Genomic DNA, 17,166 nt, shown 5'->3' on the forward strand with positions numbered 1-17,166 from the left:
GCCCGCTCCACCGCGTACCGGCCCCACGGCCGTCCGTCACGGGGGAAGCCGAAGGGTGGCGACGGCCCCGCCGTCCGGGGCGTTGGCCAGCAGCAGTTCGGCGCCGAGGACCCGCGCCTGGCCGAAGGCGATGGTGAGCCCCAGGCCGTGACCCGAGCCGCGTTCCCGGGCACCCGTGTGGAAGCGGCGCGGGCCGTGGAGCAGCAGGTCGGCCGGGAAGCCGGGGCCGTGGTCACGGACGACGACCGTCGGTCCTTCGACGGTGACGCGCACGGGGCCGGCGCCGTGGCGGTGCGCGTTGACGACCAGGTTGCCCACGATCCGTTCCAGGCGGCGCGGGTCGGTCTCCACCGTCCGCGCGACCCCGTCGGCGGCGCCCCCGGCAGCCGCGGCGACATCGGTGGCGAGGCCGGTACGGGAGACCGCCTCCGCGACCACGGCGCCGAGCGGCACACGGACGCGGACCGGTTCCTCGGCGCCGGCGTCCAGGCGGGAGATCTCCAGGAGGTCCTCGACCAGGTCGCGCAGGTCGCGCACCCGGGCCCGCAGCAGGTCCTCGGTCTCGCCGGGAGGGAGGAGGTCGACGGCGGCGAGCAGTCCCCCGACGGGGGTGCGCAGCTCGTGGGCCACGTCCGCGGTGAACCGGCGCTCGGTGCGCAGCCGCAGTGCGAGGCTGTCGGCCATCCGGTCTACGGTCGCGGCGATGTCCGCGACCTCGTCACGGCCCTTCGTGGGTCCCGAGCGGGCGTCCAGGTCCCCGGCGGAGATCCGCGTCGCCGTCTCGGCGACCCGGCCCAGTCTCCGGGACAGGAGCCCCGCGCCGTAGACGGCCAGGGGGACGGCGGCCGCGAGCGCGACGAGCGAGGCGACCGCCATGGCCGCGTCGAGGCGCGACAGGTTGGCACGGTCCGGGCCCAGGTTGATCTGGACGCCGAGGACCGGGCTGCCTGGACCGCCGGTGCGCTGGGCCGCCCAGACGCTGGGCCCGACGTTGCCCTCGGCGTGCCCGTCGTAGACGTGGTGCCGTTCGGCGTCGGCCGGGGCCCGCAGCGCGGTCGGCAGGTCGTCGGGGTCGAGCTCGGCGCCGTCGGTGAGGACGCCGGTGCGGCGGTAGACGTCCATGGCCGCGTACAGCGTGTTCATCGCCCGTGCCTCACCCCGGCCGCGGATGTCCTGGGCGGTCCACAGGTGCACCAGGACGCCGACCGCCGCCACGACGAGCAGGGCCGTGGCCGCGGCGAGCGCGGCGATCTTCCGGCGCAGCGAGGTGCGGCCCGCCCACGGACCGCGGAGGGGAGGCACGGTCACCGCCGGAACTTGTAACCGAAGCCCCGGACCGTCTCGATCCGGTCCCGGCCCACCTTCCGGCGTAGCCGCTGCACGCACAGGTCGACGACGCGGCTGTCCCCGTCCCAGCCGTACTCCCACACGTCCCGCAGGAGGGTGTGCCGCTCCAGCACGACCCCGGGGTGGGCGGCGAACTCCAGCAGGAGCTTGAGCTCTGTCGGGGTCAGCGCCACCGGCCGGCCGGCGAGGAACACCTCCATCCCGGCGGTGTCGATCCTCAGGTCCCCGAACTCCAGGACGTCCCCCTCGGCCGGCCGGCCTCCGGCCGGCTCCGGTCCGTCCGGGGGCACGGGCGCGTAGGTGGCGCGCCGCAGCAGCGAACGCATGCGGGCCACGAGGACGTACGTCTCCACCGGTTTGACGACGTAGTCGTCCGCCCCGGCCTCCAGCCCGGCGACCACGTCGAGCCCGTCGCCGCGGGCGGACATCATCAGAACCGGCACCAGACTGGTCTCCCGGATCCTGCGGCACAGCCCGATCCCGTCGAGGCCGGGCAGCATCACGTCGAGGATCAGCAGGTCGAAGTCGTGCTCACGAAAGACCTCGAGCCCGGCGAGGCCGTCGGCGACGGCCCGCACGTCGTAGCCGTAACGCTCCAGAGCGACCGCGAAGGACCGGCGCATCAGGTCGTCGTCCTCGACAAGGAGCACGCGCGCGGTGGACGCGGGGGAGTCGGGTGAGGACAAGAGGACGGCTCCTGTTCGGGCGGCGGACGGGCGGTCGGCCTCGGTTCACGTCCACGACGTGGGCACGGCCGCGCCACGATCGGAACAATACGTGCCGAGAGCGGACAGCTCCCCTGTCCCCGAAGCCTCCCAAGGTGCGGCGCCGTCCCCTGACGCCCATGAGAAATCCCAGGTACGAGCCCGTGCGGCTGCTCCGCCGACGGCCGCACGCCGCTCACCGCGCTGCTCGTCTTCGACGCGATCCCGAGCGCTGCCTGACACACTTCGGATACACAGTCGGACGCGCGCGGTGGGGTCTGCCGTCGTACCCGCAGGCCCGGGAGGGGCAACGACGAAGGCCTTGGCCTCTGATCAGGGCTTCGTTCAAGAGCAGATGACGGGAGCCGCCGCGGGCGCAGCGGTCGAAGTGGCGGCTGAACCAGGAACGCCTCGCTCGGACGCGCAGGTGAGGACGGGAACCCTCCCCGCGTGCAAGGGCTGAACTCATGTAAGGGGTGAACTCGGCCAAAGGGTACTCCCCGGGGAAACGGAGGATGACAAGTGCGGCATTCCGGTTGTCAGCCCCCCGTGCTTAGCTGGAGGCATGATCGAAGACTTCCTTGAGCACGTCCTCGGCGGCCGTACGACCGAGGTCGAGGAGGCCGTCCGCAAGGCGGCCGCCGCCGAGATCATGCCGCGCTTCCGGCAGCTCGCCGCCGACGACATCGTCGAGAAGAACGGGCCGCACGACCTGGTCACCGTCGCCGACCGGGCCGCCGAGGCCCATCTCACCGCCTCCCTCACCGCCCTGCTGCCCGGCTCCGTGGTCGTCGGCGAGGAGGCCGTCCACGCCGATCCCACGGTGTACGAGGCGCTGCGCGGCGACGCCCCCGTCTGGATCGTCGACCCCGTCGACGGCACCCGCCAGTTCGTCCACGGCGACCCCGCCTTCTGCACCCTCGTCGCCCTCGCCCACCACGGCGAGATCCTCGCCTCCTGGACCTTCGCCCCCGCCCTGGAGGAGTTCGCCGTCGCCGTGCGCGGGCGCGGCGCCACGCTCAACGGGCAGGCGATACGGTCCGGTTCCCCGTCACCCGGCGCGGACCTCGAGGTCGCCACCTCGCACCCCGACTACACCACCCCGGACCAGAAGCGCGCCCTGCTCGGCCTTGTCACCGAGGGCGTCCGGCCGCGCCCCTGCGGCTCCGCCGGGCTCGAGTACCTCGCCGTGGCGCGCGGGGCGCTCGACGCCACCGCCTTCTCCTGGGAGTACGCCTGGGACCACGCGGCCGGGCTCCTCCTGGTCGCCGAGGCGGGCGGTGCCACGACGACGATCGCGGGAGAGCCGTTCCGTATCGCCGGAGGCAACGCCCTGCCGTTCACGACCGCCCGGGACGCGGCGACCGCCGAGCGGATCCGGACGCTCCTCGGGGGCGAGTGAGGCGCTTACCACCACCCGCATATCCTGGGAGCCTTGGCCATCGGCTGACGAAGGAGTCCGAAGGTGACGAACGAGACGTCGATGCTCGATGCCGTCGTCGTGGGGGCGGGGCCCAACGGACTGACGGCGGCTGTCGAACTGGCCAGGCGCGGCCTCTCCGTGGCCGTCTTCGAGGCCAAGTCCACCATCGGCGGCGGCGCCAGGACCGAGGAGCTCACGCTCCCCGGCTTCCGTCACGACCCCTGCTCCGCCGTGCACCCGCTCGGCGCCGGATCGCCCGTCTTCAAGACGATGCCGCTCGACCGGTACGGCCTGGAGTGGCTCCACCCCGAACTGCCCATGGCCCACCCCTGGGACGACGGCACCGCAGCCGTCCTCGCCCGCTCCGTCGCCGAGACCGCGGCCTCCTTCGGCCCGCGCGACGCCGGGTCGTACCGCAGGCTCGTCGCGCCCTTCCTCGGCAAGTGGGACGCGCTGGCGAGCGACTTCATGCAGCTGCCGCTCACCGCGCTGCCCCGCGACCCGGTCACCCTCGCCCGCTTCGGGCTCGCCGGGCTGCCGCCGTCGACCTGGCTGATGCGAAGGTTTAAGGACGAGAAGGCCCGCGCGCTCTTCGCCGGGCTCGTCGGCCATGTCATCGCCCCGCTCGGCGGCTTCGCCACCGGCGCCGTCGGCCTGGTCTTCGCGCTCGCCGCGCACGCGGGCGGCTGGCCGATGCCCCGGGGTGGCTCGCAGTCGATCTCCGACGCCCTCGCCGCGTACCTCAAGGACCTCGGCGGCGCCGTCCACACCGACTTCGAGGTGAAGCGGCTCGACGACCTGCCGCCGGCCCGCGCCTACGTCTTCGACACCTCGCCCACCGCCCTCGCACGGATCGCCGGCTTCGGCGGGCACTACGACCACTACAAGTACGGCGCGAGCGCCTTCAAGATCGACTACGCGCTCGACGGGCCCGTGCCGTGGACCGCCGAGGAGGCGCGCCGGGCCGGCACCGTCCAGGTCGGCCCCACCGCCGGCGAGATCGGCACCGCCCTGCGCGAGGCCTCCTCCGGCACCGCCCCCGACGCCCCCTTCCTCATCACCGCCCAGCCGAGCCTCGTCGACCCCTCCCGCGCCCCCGAGGGCAAGCACGTCTTCTGGGCGTACGGCCACGTCCCGAACGGCTGGCGCGGCGACCTCACCGAGGCGATCGAGCGTCAGATCGAGCGCTTCGCCCCCGGTTTCCGCGACCGCGTGCTGGCCCGCGCCACCGCCGGCCCGCCCGAACTCGCCGAGCGCAACGCCAACTACGTCGGCGGCGACATCGCCTGCGGCGCCGCCCGCGGCCTCCAGCTCCTGCTGCGCCCCACGCTCTCGCTGCGTCCCTACGCCACCCCGCACCCGTCGGTCTTCCTCTGTTCCTCCGCGACCCCGCCCGGCCCCGGCGTGCACGGCATGTCCGGGCACAACGCGGCGAAGGCCGTCTGGCGGAGCCTGCGAAAATAGACTGGGCCCCATGGCCAAGTACTTCGACGTGCACCCCGACAATCCCCAGCCCCGCACCATCAGCGCGGTGGCCGACTCCATCCGGAACGGGGCGCTCGTCGCGTACCCGACCGACTCCTGCTACGCGCTCGGCAGCCGGCTCGGCAGCCGTGACGGCATCAGCCGCATCCGCGCCATCCGCGACCTCGACGACCGGCACCACTTCACGCTGATGTGCGCGAACTTCGCCCAGCTGGGCCAGCTCGTGCAGATCGACAACGACGTGTTCCGCGCGGTCAAGGCGTCCACCCCCGGCGCGTACACCTTCATCCTGCCCGCGACGAAGGAGGTGCCTCGCCAGCTGCTGCACCCCAAGAAGAAGACGGTCGGCGTCCGGATCCCCGACCACGTCGTCACCCAGGCCCTCCTCGCCGAACTCGGCGAGCCGCTGCTCTCCAGCACCCTGCTCCTGCCCGACGAGGCCGAACCGCTGACCCAGGGCTGGGAGATCAAGGAGCGGCTCGACCACCAGGTGGACGCGGTGCTCGACTCCGGCGACTGCGGGACCGAACCCACCACCGTCGTCGACTTCTCCAGCGGCGAGCCCGAGATCGTCCGCCGAGGAGCGGGGGACACCTCGCGGTTCGAGTAGACGACCCGAGCCGGGAAGCGTCCTGAAGCGGTCCACCGCACCCAACCGGTCCCGAACCGGCCCCGAACCGGTCCACCGGTCCCGAACCGGTCCACCGGTCCCGAAGCGGCCCTTCCCGGCCCGGCCGTGATCACCGTACGGTCGCGTGAACGCCCGTTCACGCGCACCCACGGAGGTCCGGCCGCATGATCGTCATCGCCCACGTCAGCGACGTCCACATCGACGGCGAGCCGCGCAGCGCGGACCGCACCCGCGCCGTCCTGCGGTACCTGGAGGAGCTGCCGTACGACCTGGCGGCCGTCCTCGTCACCGGTGACATCGCCGACCACGGGACCCCGGACGAGTACGCGGCGGCGCGGGAGCTGCTGACCTCCCGCCACCCGCTGCTCGTCTGCCCCGGCAACCACGACGACCGCGCAGCCTTCCGCAAGGGCCTCCTCGCCGAGGAGGAGGCGGCGGCCCGCCCGTACGCGCCCGTCAACCAGGTGCTCCGCGGCGAGGGTTTCGTCGTCGCCCTCTGCGACTCCTCCGTACCCGGCGAGCACCAGGGGCTCCTGGAGGACGAGACGCTCGACTGGCTCGACGGCGTCCTCGCCGCCACCCCGCACGAGGTGCCCGTCCTGGTCGCCTTCCACCACCCGCCGGTCCCCCTGCACACGCCGTACGTGGACGAGATCCGGCAGTTCGGCGAGGAGCGGCTCGCCGCGCTCGCCGACCGCCACCCCCACCTCACGGCCTTCCTCGCGGGCCACGCCCACACGGCCGCCGCCACGACCTTCGCCGGGCGCCCGCTGCTCGTCGCACCCGGGGTCGTCTCCGCCCTCCGGCTGCCCTGGGAGAGCCCGAGCCCCGAGGACCCGCACGTCCACCTCGACCTGCCGCCCGCCCTCGCCTTCCACGTCCTCGGCGAGGACGGGCGGCTGACCACCCACTACCGCACGGTCACCGTCTGACCCGACCCGCTCCCACCGGGGACGGACGTCCATGTCGTTTTCTCGCCAGCCCGTGAGCCGTCCGTCCCCGATCCTTGAACCATGCACACCGACACCGAGCGCTGCGTGCGGGCCGTCCAGTCGAAGGAGGCGCGCTTCGACGGCGTGTTCTTCACCGCCGTCCGCACCACCCGGATCTACTGCCGGCCCAGCTGCCCGGCCGTCCCGCCCAAGCCCGAGAACATGGAGTTCCACCCCAGCGCCGCCTCGTGCCAGCGCGCCGGTTTCCGCGCCTGCAAGCGGTGCCGCCCCGACACCAGCCCCGGCTCGCCCGAGTGGAACGTCCGGGCCGACGCCGTCGCCCGCGCCGTACGGCTCATCCAGGACGGCGTCGTCGACCGCGAGGGCGTCCCCGGCCTTGCCCGGCGGCTCGGCTGGTCCACCCGCCAGATCGAGCGCCAGCTCCTCGCCGAACTCGGCGCCGGGCCCCTCGCCCTGGCCCGCGCCCAGCGCGCCCAGACCGCCCGGCTGCTCATCGAGACCACCGCGATGGCCTTCGGCGAGATCGCCTTCGCGGCCGGCTTCGCCTCCATCCGCACCTTCAACGACACCGTCCGCGAGGTCTTCGCCCTCACCCCCGGCGAACTCCGCGCCCGCGCCGCCCGCCGCTCACCGGTCCTGCCGACCGCGACCCCCGGCGTCATCAGCCTCCGGCTGCCGTTCCGCGCCCCGCTGGAACCCTCCAACCTCTTCGGGCACCTCGCCGCGACCGCCGTGCCCGGCGTGGAGGAGTGGCGCGACGGCGCCTACCGGCGGACGCTCAGCCTCCCGTACGGACACGGCATCGTGGCCCTCGCCCCGGGAGACGGCCACATCGCCTGCCGGCTCTCCCTCACCGACCCGCGCGACCTCACCCACGCGATCAGCCGCTGCCGCCGGCTCCTCGACCTCGACGCCGACCCCGTCGCCGTCGACGAGCGGCTCCGCGCCGATCCGCTGCTCGCCCCGCTCGTCGACGCCGCCCCCGGCCGCCGCGTGCCCGGGAGCGTCGATCCCGCCGAGTTCGCCGTACGGGCCGTCCTCGGCCAGCAGGTGTCCACCGCCGCCGCCCGCACCCACGCCGCCCGCCTGGTCACCGCGCACGGCATCCCCGTCGACGACCCCGAGGGCGGGCTCACCCACCTCTTCCCGAGCCCCGAAGCGCTCGCCGCCCTCGACCCCGAGACCCTCGCCCTGCCCCGCAGCCGCCGCACCACCCTCCTCACCCTCGTCCGGGCCCTCGCCGACGGCTCGCTCCCGCTCGGCCCCGCCGACGACCGCGAGGAGGCCCGCGCCCGGCTGCTCGCCCTGCCCGGCTTCGGCCCCTGGACCACCGAGATCATCGCCATGCGGGCCCTCGGCGACCCCGACGCCTTCCTCCCCGGCGACCTCGGCGTCCGCCGCGCCGCCGAGGGGTTCGGCCTGCCCGGCACCCCGGCCGCGCTCACCGCCCGCGCCGCGCACTGGCGCCCCTGGCGCGCCTACGCCGTCCAGTACCTCTGGGCGACCGACGACCACCCGATCAACCACCTGCCCGCGTAACGGATCGTTAGGACCCCGTCCCATGCCCGCCATCCAGCACACCGTCGTGGAGAGCCCCTACGACGCGCTGACCCTCGTCGCCATCGACGGCGTCCTCAGCCGCCTCCACATGACAGGGCAGCGCCACCGTCCGCCCGAGGAGACCTTCGGCGAGCCCGACCCGCGCCCCTTCGGCGAGGCGATCCGCCAGCTCGACGCCTACTTCGCGGGCGAACTCACCGAGTTCGACCTGCCGTTGAACCTCATCGGCACCCCGTTCCAGCTGCGCGTCTGGGAGCAGCTGCTGCGCATCCCGTACGGGGAGACCCGGACGTACGGCGAACTCGCCGAGGAACTGGGCAGTCCCGGCGCCTCCCGGGCCGTGGGCCTCGCCAACGGCAAGAACCCCGTCGGCATCATCGTCCCCTGCCACCGGGTGATCGGCGCGGGCGGCGGTCTCACCGGCTACGGCGGCGGCCTGGACCGCAAGCAGCGGCTGCTCGCCTTCGAATCGGGTACGGCGGAACCGGACGCCCTTTTCTGAGCGGGGTGTTAGGTTCCCGCCATGGCCAAGGTGAACATCGGTCTCGATGTCGAACTCGTCGTGGAAGTCATGGTTCTGGCCGGCATCGGCAATCCCCAGGACGCCGTCGAGGCAGTGGTCCGCGACTACATCGCCCGCGGCCACCGCACCGAGGCGCGCGCCGTCAGCCGCGACGAGCCGCAGCGCACCGGCGAGATCATCCAGCCGGAACCCCCGCAGGGCTGAGGCCGGCCGGCGACGAGGCGCCGCGTCACCGCTCGGCCAATCGCCGGGTTCTGTCCGCCAGTTCGCCGATCCCGATGCCGTCGAAGCCGAAGACGGCGCTGCGCACCCGGTCCCGCAGTGGTTCCGACCACTGCGGCGGGATCGCCGCCGCCCCGCAGCGGACCCCGGCCACCGAGCCCGCCGTCGCCCCGTTGGAGTCGGTGTCCAGGCCGCCGCGGACGGTCAGCGTGATCGTGCGGGTGAAGTCCCCCTCGCCGTACAGGAGTCCGGCGGTCAGCACGGCCGCGTTCGGGACGACGTGGATCCAGCCGAGGCCCGCCGTCCGCGCCGCGAGCTCGGTGAGGGTCTCCGACCAGCCGAGACCCGACTCGTACAGCGTGATCGTGCCCCGGACGGTCCGGGCGAGGCGGCTGCTCGCCGGGACCCGCCCCAGGCTCGTCTCCAGGGCGGAGCGCACGTCCGGCGCGGTGAAGGCCGCCGCGATCAGCGCCGCCGCCCACATCGCCCCGTACACGCCGTTCCCGGTGTGCGAGAGGACCGCGTCCCGGCGGGCGAGCGAGGCGGCCCGGCGCGGGTCGCCCGGGCAGGTCCAGCCGTAGACGTCGGCCCGGATCAGCGCGCCGATCCACTCCTGGTACGGATTGTCGTACGTGGCGGTCAGCGGCGGCCGCAGCCCGTCGGCGAGGTTCCGGTACGCGACCCGCTCCGCCGTGAACGTCTGCAGGTACGGCAGCCGCAGCAGCCACTCCTCGCCGACCTGCTCGGTGGTGAATCCGGAGCCGTACGTCTCCAGGAGGTGCAGCCCCAGGACCGACCAGTCGACGTCGTCGTCCCGGCAGCTCCCGTCGATCCCGCCCCGCACGCACCGCTCCCACTCGGGCCGCAGCTCGAAGCCCTCCGCACCCGGGGGCGGGGGAGGGAGGTAGTCCGTCAGCGGGAGCGCCCCGGTCAGCCGCAGATAGGCGTCGATGCGCTCCCGGGTCCAGTGGTCCCCGCGCTCCACGGGCTTGCCGAGCATGTTCCCGGCGATCCGGCCCGTCCAGCCGCCCAGGATCCGGTCCCCGAGCTCCCCGTGTGCGAACCCCATACCTCCGGTGTACCGAATCCGGCGGCCGGGCGCGCGTCGGAGGCTCAGCGCCCCTCCTCGGCGTGCTCGGCGTCGGTACGGGCCTCCGCCGGGCCGGTCGGCCGCCGGTCGCGGTCGCCGGCCCGCTCGGTCATCGCCTCCCCGACCAGGGCCCGCACCGCGTCCCGCAGCCCGTGCAGGGCGTGGTGCCGGGCCGGGCCCGCCCCCGGATCCTCCCGCAGCTCCTTCAGCAGCGCATAGCACAGCGTCAGCATCACGACCACGAACGGCAGCGCCACCAGGATCGTCGCCGTCTGCAGCGACTTCAGGCCGCCCGCCACGAGCAGGACCGCCGCCACGGCGGCCATCAGGACGCCCCAGGTCACCACGAGCCAGGTCGGCGGGTGCAGCGAGCCGCGGCTCGTCAGCGAACCCATCACCAGCGAGGCCGAGTCCGCGCTCGTGACGAAGTACGTCATCACCAGGAGCATCGCGATGACCGAGGTGACCGTCCCGATCGGCAGCGCCTCCAGCATCGCGAACAGGGAGGCCTCGGGGCCGTCCTTCACGGCCGTCGCCAGGTCCGCCGCGCCCGTCGACTCCAGCCGGATCGCGGTCCCGCCCATCACGCAGAACCACACCACCGTCGCCCCCGACGGCACGAGCAGAACGCCCACCAGGAACTCGCGGATCGTCCGGCCGCGCGAGATCCGGGCGATGAAGGTCCCGACGAACGGCGCCCAGGACAGCCACCACGCCCAGTAGAAGATCGTCCACGCGCCCAGCCAGTCACGGTCGGTGAACGCGCCCGTGCGGCTCGCCATCGGCAGCAGCTGGTGCAGATAGCCGCCGACGGAGGCCGGGATCGTGTCCAGGATGTAGACGGTCGGGCCGAGCAGGAACACGAAGAGCATCAGACAGGCCGCGAGGACGATGTTCAGCGTCGACAGCCACTTCACGCCCTTGTGGAGACCGGAGAACGCCGACAGGACGAAGGCCCCCGACAGCGCCACGATGATGATCAGCTGGGTGGCCGTGGAGTTCTCCACGTCCATCGTCAGGTTCAGCCCCTCGGCGACCTGGAGGGTGCCGAGCCCCAGACTCGTCGCCGTGCCGAACACCGTCGCGAACACCGCGATCAGGTCGATCGCCTTGCCCGGCCAGGAATCCGCCCGGCGCGCCCCCATCAGCGGCACGAACGCGGAGCTCAGCCGGTTCCCCCGGCCCTTGCGGAAGCCCGCGTACGCGAGCGCGAGACCCGCGATGCCGTAGATCGCCCACGGCGTCAGCGTCCAGTGGAAGAACGAGTACTCCAGGGACGTCCGGGCCGCCGCGCCCGTCCCCGCCGGGACCCCGGCCGCCGGCGGAGGGCTCAGGAAATGCGTCAGCGGCTCCCCGACCCCGTAGAACATCAGACCGATGCCCATGCCGGCGCTGAACATCATCGCGATCCACGCCAGGTTCGTGAACTCCGGCTCCGAGTCGTCCGCGCCCAGCCTGATCCGGCCGAAACGGCTCATGGCGATCACCACGCACAGCACGAGGAACGTGTCCGCGGCGACCACGAACAGCCAGGCGAAGTTCGACAACACCCAGTTCAGGGCGGAGGAGGACGCACTGTCGAAGGAGTCCTCGCCCAGCGCCGCCCAGCCGACGACCGCGATGACCGCCACGATCCCGATCCCGATGACCTTGCCGTCGGGCCTGCCGTCAGGAACGATCTCTTCCGTGCTCATGTGACCCCACTATGGTGCGGAATATCGCCTTATCAGGGGGTGGCACGCCGTCTGGCGGTACGGATAGGGTCGGCCTCGGCGCGACTGCACGTTCGAAAGCAAGGGATGCAAGGTGACGGACGGGGCAGCAACTCAGGTCGCTCACGTGCTCGTGGCGGCCGACAAGTTCAAGGGCTCGCTCACGGCCGTACAGGTCGCGGAGCGGGTCACAGCAGGACTGCGACGGGTCGTCCCGGAGCTCACGGTGGAGACCCTGCCCGTCGCGGACGGCGGCGACGGAACCGTCGCGGCGGCCGTCGCGGCCGGCTTCGAACGGCGCGAGGTCCGCGTGACGGGCCCGCTCGGCGAGCCCGTCACCGCGGCGTACGCGCTGCGCGGCACCACCGCGGTCGTCGAGATGGCGGAGGCCTCGGGCCTCCAGCTCCTCCCGCCCGGCGTCTTCGCCCCGCTGACGGCGACCACGTACGGCTCCGGAGAGCTGCTCCGCGCCGCCCTCGACGCCGGCGCGACCACCCTCGTCTTCGGCGTCGGCGGCAGCGCCACCACCGACGGCGGCTCCGGCATGCTCGCGGCGCTCGGCGCCCGCTTCCTCGACGCCGCCGGCGAACCCGTCGGCCCCGGCGGCGCGCCCCTCGCGGACCTCGCCACGGCCGACCTCAGCGGCCTCGACCCCCGCTTCGGCTCCGTCGACCTGATCCTCGCGAGCGACGTCGACAACCCGCTGACCGGACCCAAGGGCGCGCCCGCCGTCTACGGGCCGCAGAAGGGCGCCACCCCGGACGACGTGCGCACCCTCGACGCGGCCCTCGCCCACTTCGCCACCGTCCTGGAGAAGGCCATCGGCCCCAAGGCCGCCGAGGCCGCCGTCGCGCCCGGCGCGGGCGGGGCGGGCGGCATCGGCTACGGCGCGCTCATCCTCGGCGCGAGCTTCCGGCCCGGCATCGAGCTGATGCTGGAGGTCCTCGGCTTCGCGCCCGCGCTGTCGCGGGCGACCCTCGTCATCACCGGCGAAGGCTCCCTCGACGAGCAGACCCTCCACGGCAAGGCCCCGGCCGGCGTCGCCGCCGCCGCCCGCGCCGCCGGCAAGGAGGTCGTCGCGGTCTGCGGCCGCCTGGCCCTGCCCCCGGAGGCCCTGGGCACGGCGGGCATCCGCCGCGCGTACCCGCTCACGGACCTGGAACCGGACACGGCGAAGTGCATCGCGAACGCGGGGCCGCTGCTGGAGGACGTGGCGGCAGACATCGCCCGCGACTTCCTGCGGTAGCCGCGCCGCGAGCGCTCACCCCGTCCGCTGTGGGCACCCGCCCGTCGCCCCCGTTGTGGGCATACGTTCCGCAAGGGCGGAACGGGTGGGCACAACGGACGGCGCCCCGTGCCGGGCCTAGGCTTCCGCGCTTGGACCCGCCCCACGGGTGCGCCGCGCTGGTGGTGCGGGCAGGCACGGGAGCGGAGGCGCCCGCAGAGGGCGCCGTCCCGTGTGCCCACCCGGCCCGCCCTGCGGACGATTGCCCACACGGGCGTGGGCACGGGCGGGCCCGGAGATCGTCATCTTGTGGAAACACGGTGGTGTGAAGCTCGGGCCATGAACCCCCGTATCGAGGAGAACCGCTCCCACCCCCGCCTCCCTGACCTGTTGCGCGCCTACCACCTGGTCAACCAGGCCGAGAAGGGGACCGCCGTCGCGACCGTCGACGAGCTCCCGGCCGTATACCGCGCGGAGGCCGAGGACCCGGCCGTCGCGTTCGCCGCCGACACGGTCCTGCTCGCCACCCCGCCCGGTGCGGACGAGCCGGCCGCCTGTGTCGTCCTCAAGGCACCCCGCGAGGGCCGCGCGCCCGAGATCAAGCGGCTCTGGGTCGCGCCGGAGGCCCGCCGGAAGGGGCTCGCGAAGGCCCTCATGACCGAGGCCCTGCACCGGGCGGCCGCCGCCGGCGCCCCCGCCGTACGCCTCACGGTCTGGAACTGGCGGGAGGAGCCGCTCGCCCTCTACCGCAGCCTCGGTTTCGGGACCGTCGCCTCCTGGGACGACCGCCCGGACCTCCTCTGTCTGGAGCGGCGGCTCGATCTCGTCGAGCGCCTCGACCCCGACGCCGTACGGGCCCACGCCCCGGCCGGTCTCGCCGCGCTCCTCGTGGACGCCGTGGACGGCGGGGCCTCCGTCGGCTTCCTGGCGCCCCTGGACACCGCCGAGGCGGCCGCCTGGTGGTCCCGCGTCGCCGAGGAGGCCGAGCAGGGCGTACGGGACGTCTGGGCCGCCCACGCCCCCGACGGGCGGCTGACCGGCGTCGTCACGCTCGTCCGTACCGGCACGGCGAACGGCCGGCACCGCGGCGAGATCGCCCGGCTCCTCGTCCACCGCTCGGCCCGCGGCCGGGGCCTGGGGCAGCGACTGCTCGCCACGGCCGAGGCGCACGCCGCCGCCACGGGGCTCACCCTGCTGGTCCTGGACACCCAGACCGACAGCCCGGCCGAGCGCCTCTACCGGGGAGCGGGCTGGACCGCCGCCGGGACGATCCCGGACTTCGCCGCAGACCCGGCCGGCACCCTCCGCGCCACCACGCTCTACTACAAACGGCTCTAGGCATGCGAAAGGGCCCCGGGAGGCGAATCGCCTCCCGGGGCCCTTTCGTACGCTGTTCCGCTGTCCGCTACGGCAGCTGTGCCGCCCGTGCTTCCCGGCTCTCACGCCGGTTGCCGCGGAAGGTGTTCACCCGGCGGGCCGTCGCGAAGAGGGGGATCACGGCGCCCAGCACGACCTGGAGCGCGCAGCCGGTCTGGAGCAGGAACGCCCCGCCCGGGGCGTCGAACGCCCAGGCCGCCAGCATGGCCATCGCACCGACGATCCAGCTGAGCATCGCCACCGCGAGGACACCCCGCGGCTTCGGGTACTCGACGCGGCTCACCATCAGCCACGCCACTCCGATGATCGCGAGCAGCGTCGGGATGAACGGCAGCTCCAGGAGCACGATCGAGACGACCGTCAGCGCGCCGAAGGGGCTCGGCATGCCCTGGAACATGCCGTCCTTCATGGTCACGCACGAGAATCTCGCGAGCCTGAGCACCACGGCGAGCAGCACCACGATCGCGGCCACGGCCGAGACCTTCTGCTGCGCGTCGTCCGCGACCATGCCGTACACGAGCACGAAGTAGGCCGGGGCCAGACCGAAGCTGATCAGGTCCGACAGGTTGTCGAGCTCGGCGCCCATCGGCGAGCTGCGGAGCTTGCGCGCCACGATGCCGTCGAAGAGGTCGAAGATCGCCGCGGCCAGCATGAGGATCACGGCGGTGGCGGCGCTGTTGCGCGCCATGCCGGACTCGCTGCTGCCCGTGAGGTGCGGGATGAGGATGCCGGTGGTGGTGAAGTACACCGCCATGAAGCCGCACGTGGCGTTACCGAGCGTGAGGGCGTCCGCTATGGACAGCCTCAGCGACAGCGGCATCTCCTCGGCGTCCTCGGTGTCCTCCGCCTCGGCGACCCATTCGGCAGCCCGTGTGTCGGGATCAATCACGGTCAATGCGAGTCACCCCCGCTGTGGTGGCCTGGCCGACCTCGACGGCGACCTCGACACCCTCGGGGAGGTAGATGTCGACGCGCGAGCCGAAGCGGATCAGACCGATACGGTCACCCTGCTCGACCTTCGTTCCCTGCGGGATGTACGGCACGATGCGACGGGCGACGGCGCCCGCGATCTGCACCATCTCGATGTCGCCGAGCTCGGTGTCGAAGTGCCAGACAACGCGCTCGTTGTTCTCGCTCTCCTTGTTGAACGCCGGGACGAACCCGCCGGGGATGTGCTCCACGGACGTCACCGTGCCGGCCAGCGGCGCGCGGTTGACGTGGACGTTCAGCGGGCTCATGAAGATGGCGACCCGGGTGCGTCCGTCCTTCCACGGCATGATGCTCTGCACCACTCCGTCGGCGGGGGAGATGACCCGGCCCTGAGCGATCTCACGCTCGGGGTCGCGGAAGAACCACAGCATGCCGGCCGCGAGGGCGGTGGTCGGCACGGCGATGGCCGCGGCACGCCTCGACTTGCGCGCGCGCACGAGGCTGAGCGCCGCGGTGGCGACGGTCGGGAGGAGCCACGGCGATGCTCCGCGCGCGAGGCGTACGCCGGAGAGGCTGTCGCGGTGTGCAGAGGTTTGGCTGTGGGGCATGGATGACCTTCGTAGCGGATGATGCCGCACTGGCAACGGGGGACGGCGGCTTTCCGGCGATGCTATCGGTTGCGGGGCGCAACTGGGCAAGCCAGGAACCGAGTCGACGGCCGGAAGACGAACACAGGGTGTGATCTTCTTCGCGGCCGAACCGACTCAAAAGCGACAATCAACCCTGGAATCGGTACTCCTCGAGCAGCCGACGACCAATGATCATTTTCTGGATCTCGGCGGTACCTTCACCGATGAGCAGCATGGGCGCCTCACGGTAGAGACGCTCGATCTCGTACTCCTTCGAGAAGCCGTATCCACCGTGAATGCGGAATGCATCCTCGACGACCTCCTTGCAGTACTCGGAGGCGAGGTACTTCGCCATCCCTGCTTCGAGGTCGTTTCGTTCCCCGGAGTCCTTTTTGCGTGCTGCATTCACCATCATGGCATGAGCGGCCTCGACCTTGGTAGCCATCTCGGCCAGCTTGAACTGAATCGCCTGGTGCTGGGCGATCGCCTTGCCGAAAGTGTGACGTTGCTGGGCATAAGAGACACCCAGTTCGAAAGCACGCTGCGCGACACCGCAACCACGGGCCGCCACGTTCACGCGGCCGACCTCGACGCCGTCCATCATTTGGTAAAACCCTCGGCCGGTGACCCCGCCGAGCACGCGATTGGCCGGAATGCGCAGTCCGTCCATGATGAGTTCGGTCGTGTCGACGCCCTTGTAACCCATCTTGTCGATCTTCCCGGGGATCGTGAGGCCGGGGCGGACCTCTCCGAAGCCGGGCTCCTTCTCGACGAGGAAGGTCGTCATCGACTTGTGGGGCGCCGTGCCCTCCGGGTGTCCTTCGTCACTTCGGACGAGAACGGCCACCAGGTTCGACGTGCCGCCGTTCGTCAGCCACATCTTCTGGCCGTTGAGGACGTACTCGTCGCCGTCCTGCACCGCCTTCGACGTGATCGCCGACACGTCCGAGCCGAGGCCCGGCTCCGACATCGAGAAGGCGCCGCGCGTCTCGCCGGCCGCCATCCGCGGAAGGAAGTACTCCTTCTGCTCCTGGGTGCCGTGCTGCTTGAGCATGTACGCCACGATGAAGTGGGTGTTGATGATGCCGGAGACCGACATCCAGCCACGCGCGATCTCCTCCACGCACAGCGCGTAGGTGAGCAGCGACTCGCCCAGGCCCCCGTACTCCTCGGGGATCATCAGGCCGAAGACGCCGAGCTCCTTGAGCCCGTCGACGATCTGCTGCGGGTACTCGTCGCGGTGCTCCAGCTCCGTCGCGACCGGGATGATCTCCTTGTCGACGAAGTCCCGGACCGTGGCGAGGATCTCCTGCTGGACATCGGTCAGACCGTGGGTCTGGGCGAGTCGCGCCATG

General features: G+C 72.7%; 16 protein-coding genes. 9 read left to right on the forward strand and 7 right to left on the reverse strand.

The window, feature by feature from the left end; all coding sequences use genetic code 11:
- Positions 1-36 precede the first annotated feature (36 nt).
- Positions 37-1,308, reverse strand: a complete 1,272-nt coding sequence (locus tag ACN9M0_RS29965; protein WP_399696628.1) for a sensor histidine kinase — start codon at positions 1,306-1,308, stop codon at positions 37-39.
- Positions 1,305-2,033, reverse strand: a complete 729-nt coding sequence (gene cseB / locus ACN9M0_RS29970; RefSeq protein WP_366040059.1) for a two-component system response regulator CseB — start codon at positions 2,031-2,033, stop codon at positions 1,305-1,307. The genes ACN9M0_RS29965 and cseB overlap by 4 nt, the downstream gene beginning before the upstream one ends.
- Positions 2,034-2,616: 583 nt before the next feature.
- On the opposite strand from cseB, the gene ACN9M0_RS29975 reads away from it, so the two are divergent.
- The 7 genes from ACN9M0_RS29975 to ACN9M0_RS30005 all read left to right on the forward strand — a co-directional run bounded on the left by ACN9M0_RS29975 (position 2,617) and on the right by ACN9M0_RS30005 (position 8,830).
- Positions 2,617-3,453 (forward strand): inositol monophosphatase family protein, encoded by an 837-nt coding sequence (locus ACN9M0_RS29975; protein ID WP_426404509.1) that lies wholly within the window; start codon positions 2,617-2,619, stop codon positions 3,451-3,453.
- An 81-nt stretch (positions 3,454-3,534) separates the two neighbouring features.
- A complete protein-coding gene (locus ACN9M0_RS29980) occupies positions 3,535-4,938 on the forward strand; it encodes a phytoene desaturase family protein (protein WP_366040110.1) in 1,404 nt (467 codons plus the stop codon).
- Between the two features lie 10 nt (positions 4,939-4,948).
- Positions 4,949-5,569, forward strand: coding sequence for an L-threonylcarbamoyladenylate synthase (locus ACN9M0_RS29985; protein ID WP_399696632.1), 621 nt, complete (start codon positions 4,949-4,951; stop codon positions 5,567-5,569).
- A gap of 185 nt (positions 5,570-5,754) precedes the next feature.
- Positions 5,755-6,522, forward strand: a complete 768-nt coding sequence (locus ACN9M0_RS29990) for a metallophosphoesterase (RefSeq protein ID WP_366040062.1) — start codon at positions 5,755-5,757, stop codon at positions 6,520-6,522.
- A gap of 81 nt (positions 6,523-6,603) precedes the next feature.
- The gene (locus ACN9M0_RS29995; RefSeq protein WP_426404510.1) at positions 6,604-8,082 is read left to right on the forward strand and encodes an AlkA N-terminal domain-containing protein; all 1,479 of its coding nucleotides are present in this window, start codon (positions 6,604-6,606) and stop codon (positions 8,080-8,082) included.
- 22 nt (positions 8,083-8,104) lie between these two features.
- Complete coding sequence (locus ACN9M0_RS30000; protein WP_426404511.1) at positions 8,105-8,605, forward strand: methylated-DNA--[protein]-cysteine S-methyltransferase; 501 nt, start codon at positions 8,105-8,107, stop codon at positions 8,603-8,605.
- Positions 8,606-8,626: 21 nt separating this feature from the next.
- Positions 8,627-8,830, forward strand: a complete 204-nt coding sequence (locus ACN9M0_RS30005; RefSeq protein ID WP_426404512.1) for a DUF2191 domain-containing protein — start codon at positions 8,627-8,629, stop codon at positions 8,828-8,830.
- Positions 8,831-8,855: 25 nt separating this feature from the next.
- On the opposite strand, the gene ACN9M0_RS30010 is transcribed toward ACN9M0_RS30005, so the two are convergent.
- Both ACN9M0_RS30010 and ACN9M0_RS30015 read right to left on the reverse strand, forming a co-directional pair.
- Positions 8,856-9,917, reverse strand: a complete 1,062-nt coding sequence (locus tag ACN9M0_RS30010; RefSeq protein ID WP_399696637.1) for an ADP-ribosylglycohydrolase family protein — start codon at positions 9,915-9,917, stop codon at positions 8,856-8,858.
- Positions 9,918-9,961: 44 nt separating this feature from the next.
- Positions 9,962-11,632: a BCCT family transporter gene (locus ACN9M0_RS30015; RefSeq protein WP_366040067.1), complete on the reverse strand. Its 1,671-nt coding sequence runs from the start codon at positions 11,630-11,632 to the stop codon at positions 9,962-9,964.
- A 112-nt stretch (positions 11,633-11,744) separates the two neighbouring features.
- Between ACN9M0_RS30015 and ACN9M0_RS30020 the strand changes: the two genes are divergently transcribed.
- Together ACN9M0_RS30020 and ACN9M0_RS30025 are read left to right on the forward strand one after the other, a co-directional pair.
- Positions 11,745-12,896, forward strand: a complete 1,152-nt coding sequence (locus ACN9M0_RS30020; RefSeq protein WP_366040068.1) for a glycerate kinase — start codon at positions 11,745-11,747, stop codon at positions 12,894-12,896.
- Between the two features lie 318 nt (positions 12,897-13,214).
- Positions 13,215-14,213, forward strand: coding sequence for a GNAT family N-acetyltransferase (locus ACN9M0_RS30025; protein WP_366040069.1), 999 nt, complete (start codon positions 13,215-13,217; stop codon positions 14,211-14,213).
- Positions 14,214-14,280: 67 nt separating this feature from the next.
- Here the strand turns inward: ACN9M0_RS30025 and pssA are convergent, their stop codons facing one another.
- The 3 genes from pssA to ACN9M0_RS30040 form a co-directional block, all read right to left on the reverse strand.
- A complete protein-coding gene (gene pssA, locus ACN9M0_RS30030; protein WP_366040111.1) occupies positions 14,281-15,141 on the reverse strand; it encodes a CDP-diacylglycerol--serine O-phosphatidyltransferase in 861 nt (286 codons plus the stop codon).
- Positions 15,134-15,790 (reverse strand): phosphatidylserine decarboxylase, encoded by a 657-nt coding sequence (locus ACN9M0_RS30035; protein ID WP_073812552.1) that lies wholly within the window; start codon positions 15,788-15,790, stop codon positions 15,134-15,136. The genes pssA and ACN9M0_RS30035 overlap by 8 nt, the downstream gene beginning before the upstream one ends.
- 169 nt (positions 15,791-15,959) lie before the next feature.
- Positions 15,960-17,165, reverse strand: coding sequence for an acyl-CoA dehydrogenase family protein (locus ACN9M0_RS30040; protein WP_366040070.1), 1,206 nt, complete (start codon positions 17,163-17,165; stop codon positions 15,960-15,962).
- Position 17,166 lies beyond the last annotated feature (1 nt).

It is taken from the genome of Streptomyces sp. R-07 (assembly GCF_049913175.1).
Classification (GTDB): domain Bacteria; phylum Actinomycetota; class Actinomycetes; order Streptomycetales; family Streptomycetaceae; genus Streptomyces.

Bases quoted from the DNA above. Each gene is read 5' to 3' on its own strand.
- ACN9M0_RS29995 (WP_426404510.1), top strand. From the start codon at position 6,604: ATGCACACCGACACCGAGCGCTGCGTGCGGGCCGTCCAGTCGAAGGAG.
- ACN9M0_RS30000 (WP_426404511.1), top strand. From the start codon at position 8,105: ATGCCCGCCATCCAGCACACCGTCGTGGAGAGCCCCTACGACGCGCTG.
- ACN9M0_RS30010 (WP_399696637.1), bottom strand. From the start codon at position 9,917: ATGGGGTTCGCACACGGGGAGCTCGGGGACCGGATCCTGGGCGGCTGG.
- ACN9M0_RS30005 (WP_426404512.1), top strand. From the start codon at position 8,627: ATGGCCAAGGTGAACATCGGTCTCGATGTCGAACTCGTCGTGGAAGTC.
- ACN9M0_RS30015 (WP_366040067.1), bottom strand. From the start codon at position 11,632: ATGAGCACGGAAGAGATCGTTCCTGACGGCAGGCCCGACGGCAAGGTC.
- ACN9M0_RS29975 (WP_426404509.1), top strand. From the start codon at position 2,617: ATGATCGAAGACTTCCTTGAGCACGTCCTCGGCGGCCGTACGACCGAG.
- ACN9M0_RS29990 (WP_366040062.1), top strand. From the start codon at position 5,755: ATGATCGTCATCGCCCACGTCAGCGACGTCCACATCGACGGCGAGCCG.
- ACN9M0_RS30025 (WP_366040069.1), top strand. From the start codon at position 13,215: ATGAACCCCCGTATCGAGGAGAACCGCTCCCACCCCCGCCTCCCTGAC.
- ACN9M0_RS30040 (WP_366040070.1), bottom strand. From the start codon at position 17,165: ATGGCGCGACTCGCCCAGACCCACGGTCTGACCGATGTCCAGCAGGAG.
- ACN9M0_RS29980 (WP_366040110.1), top strand. From the start codon at position 3,535: ATGCTCGATGCCGTCGTCGTGGGGGCGGGGCCCAACGGACTGACGGCG.
- ACN9M0_RS30035 (WP_073812552.1), bottom strand. From the start codon at position 15,790: ATGCCCCACAGCCAAACCTCTGCACACCGCGACAGCCTCTCCGGCGTA.
- ACN9M0_RS29985 (WP_399696632.1), top strand. From the start codon at position 4,949: ATGGCCAAGTACTTCGACGTGCACCCCGACAATCCCCAGCCCCGCACC.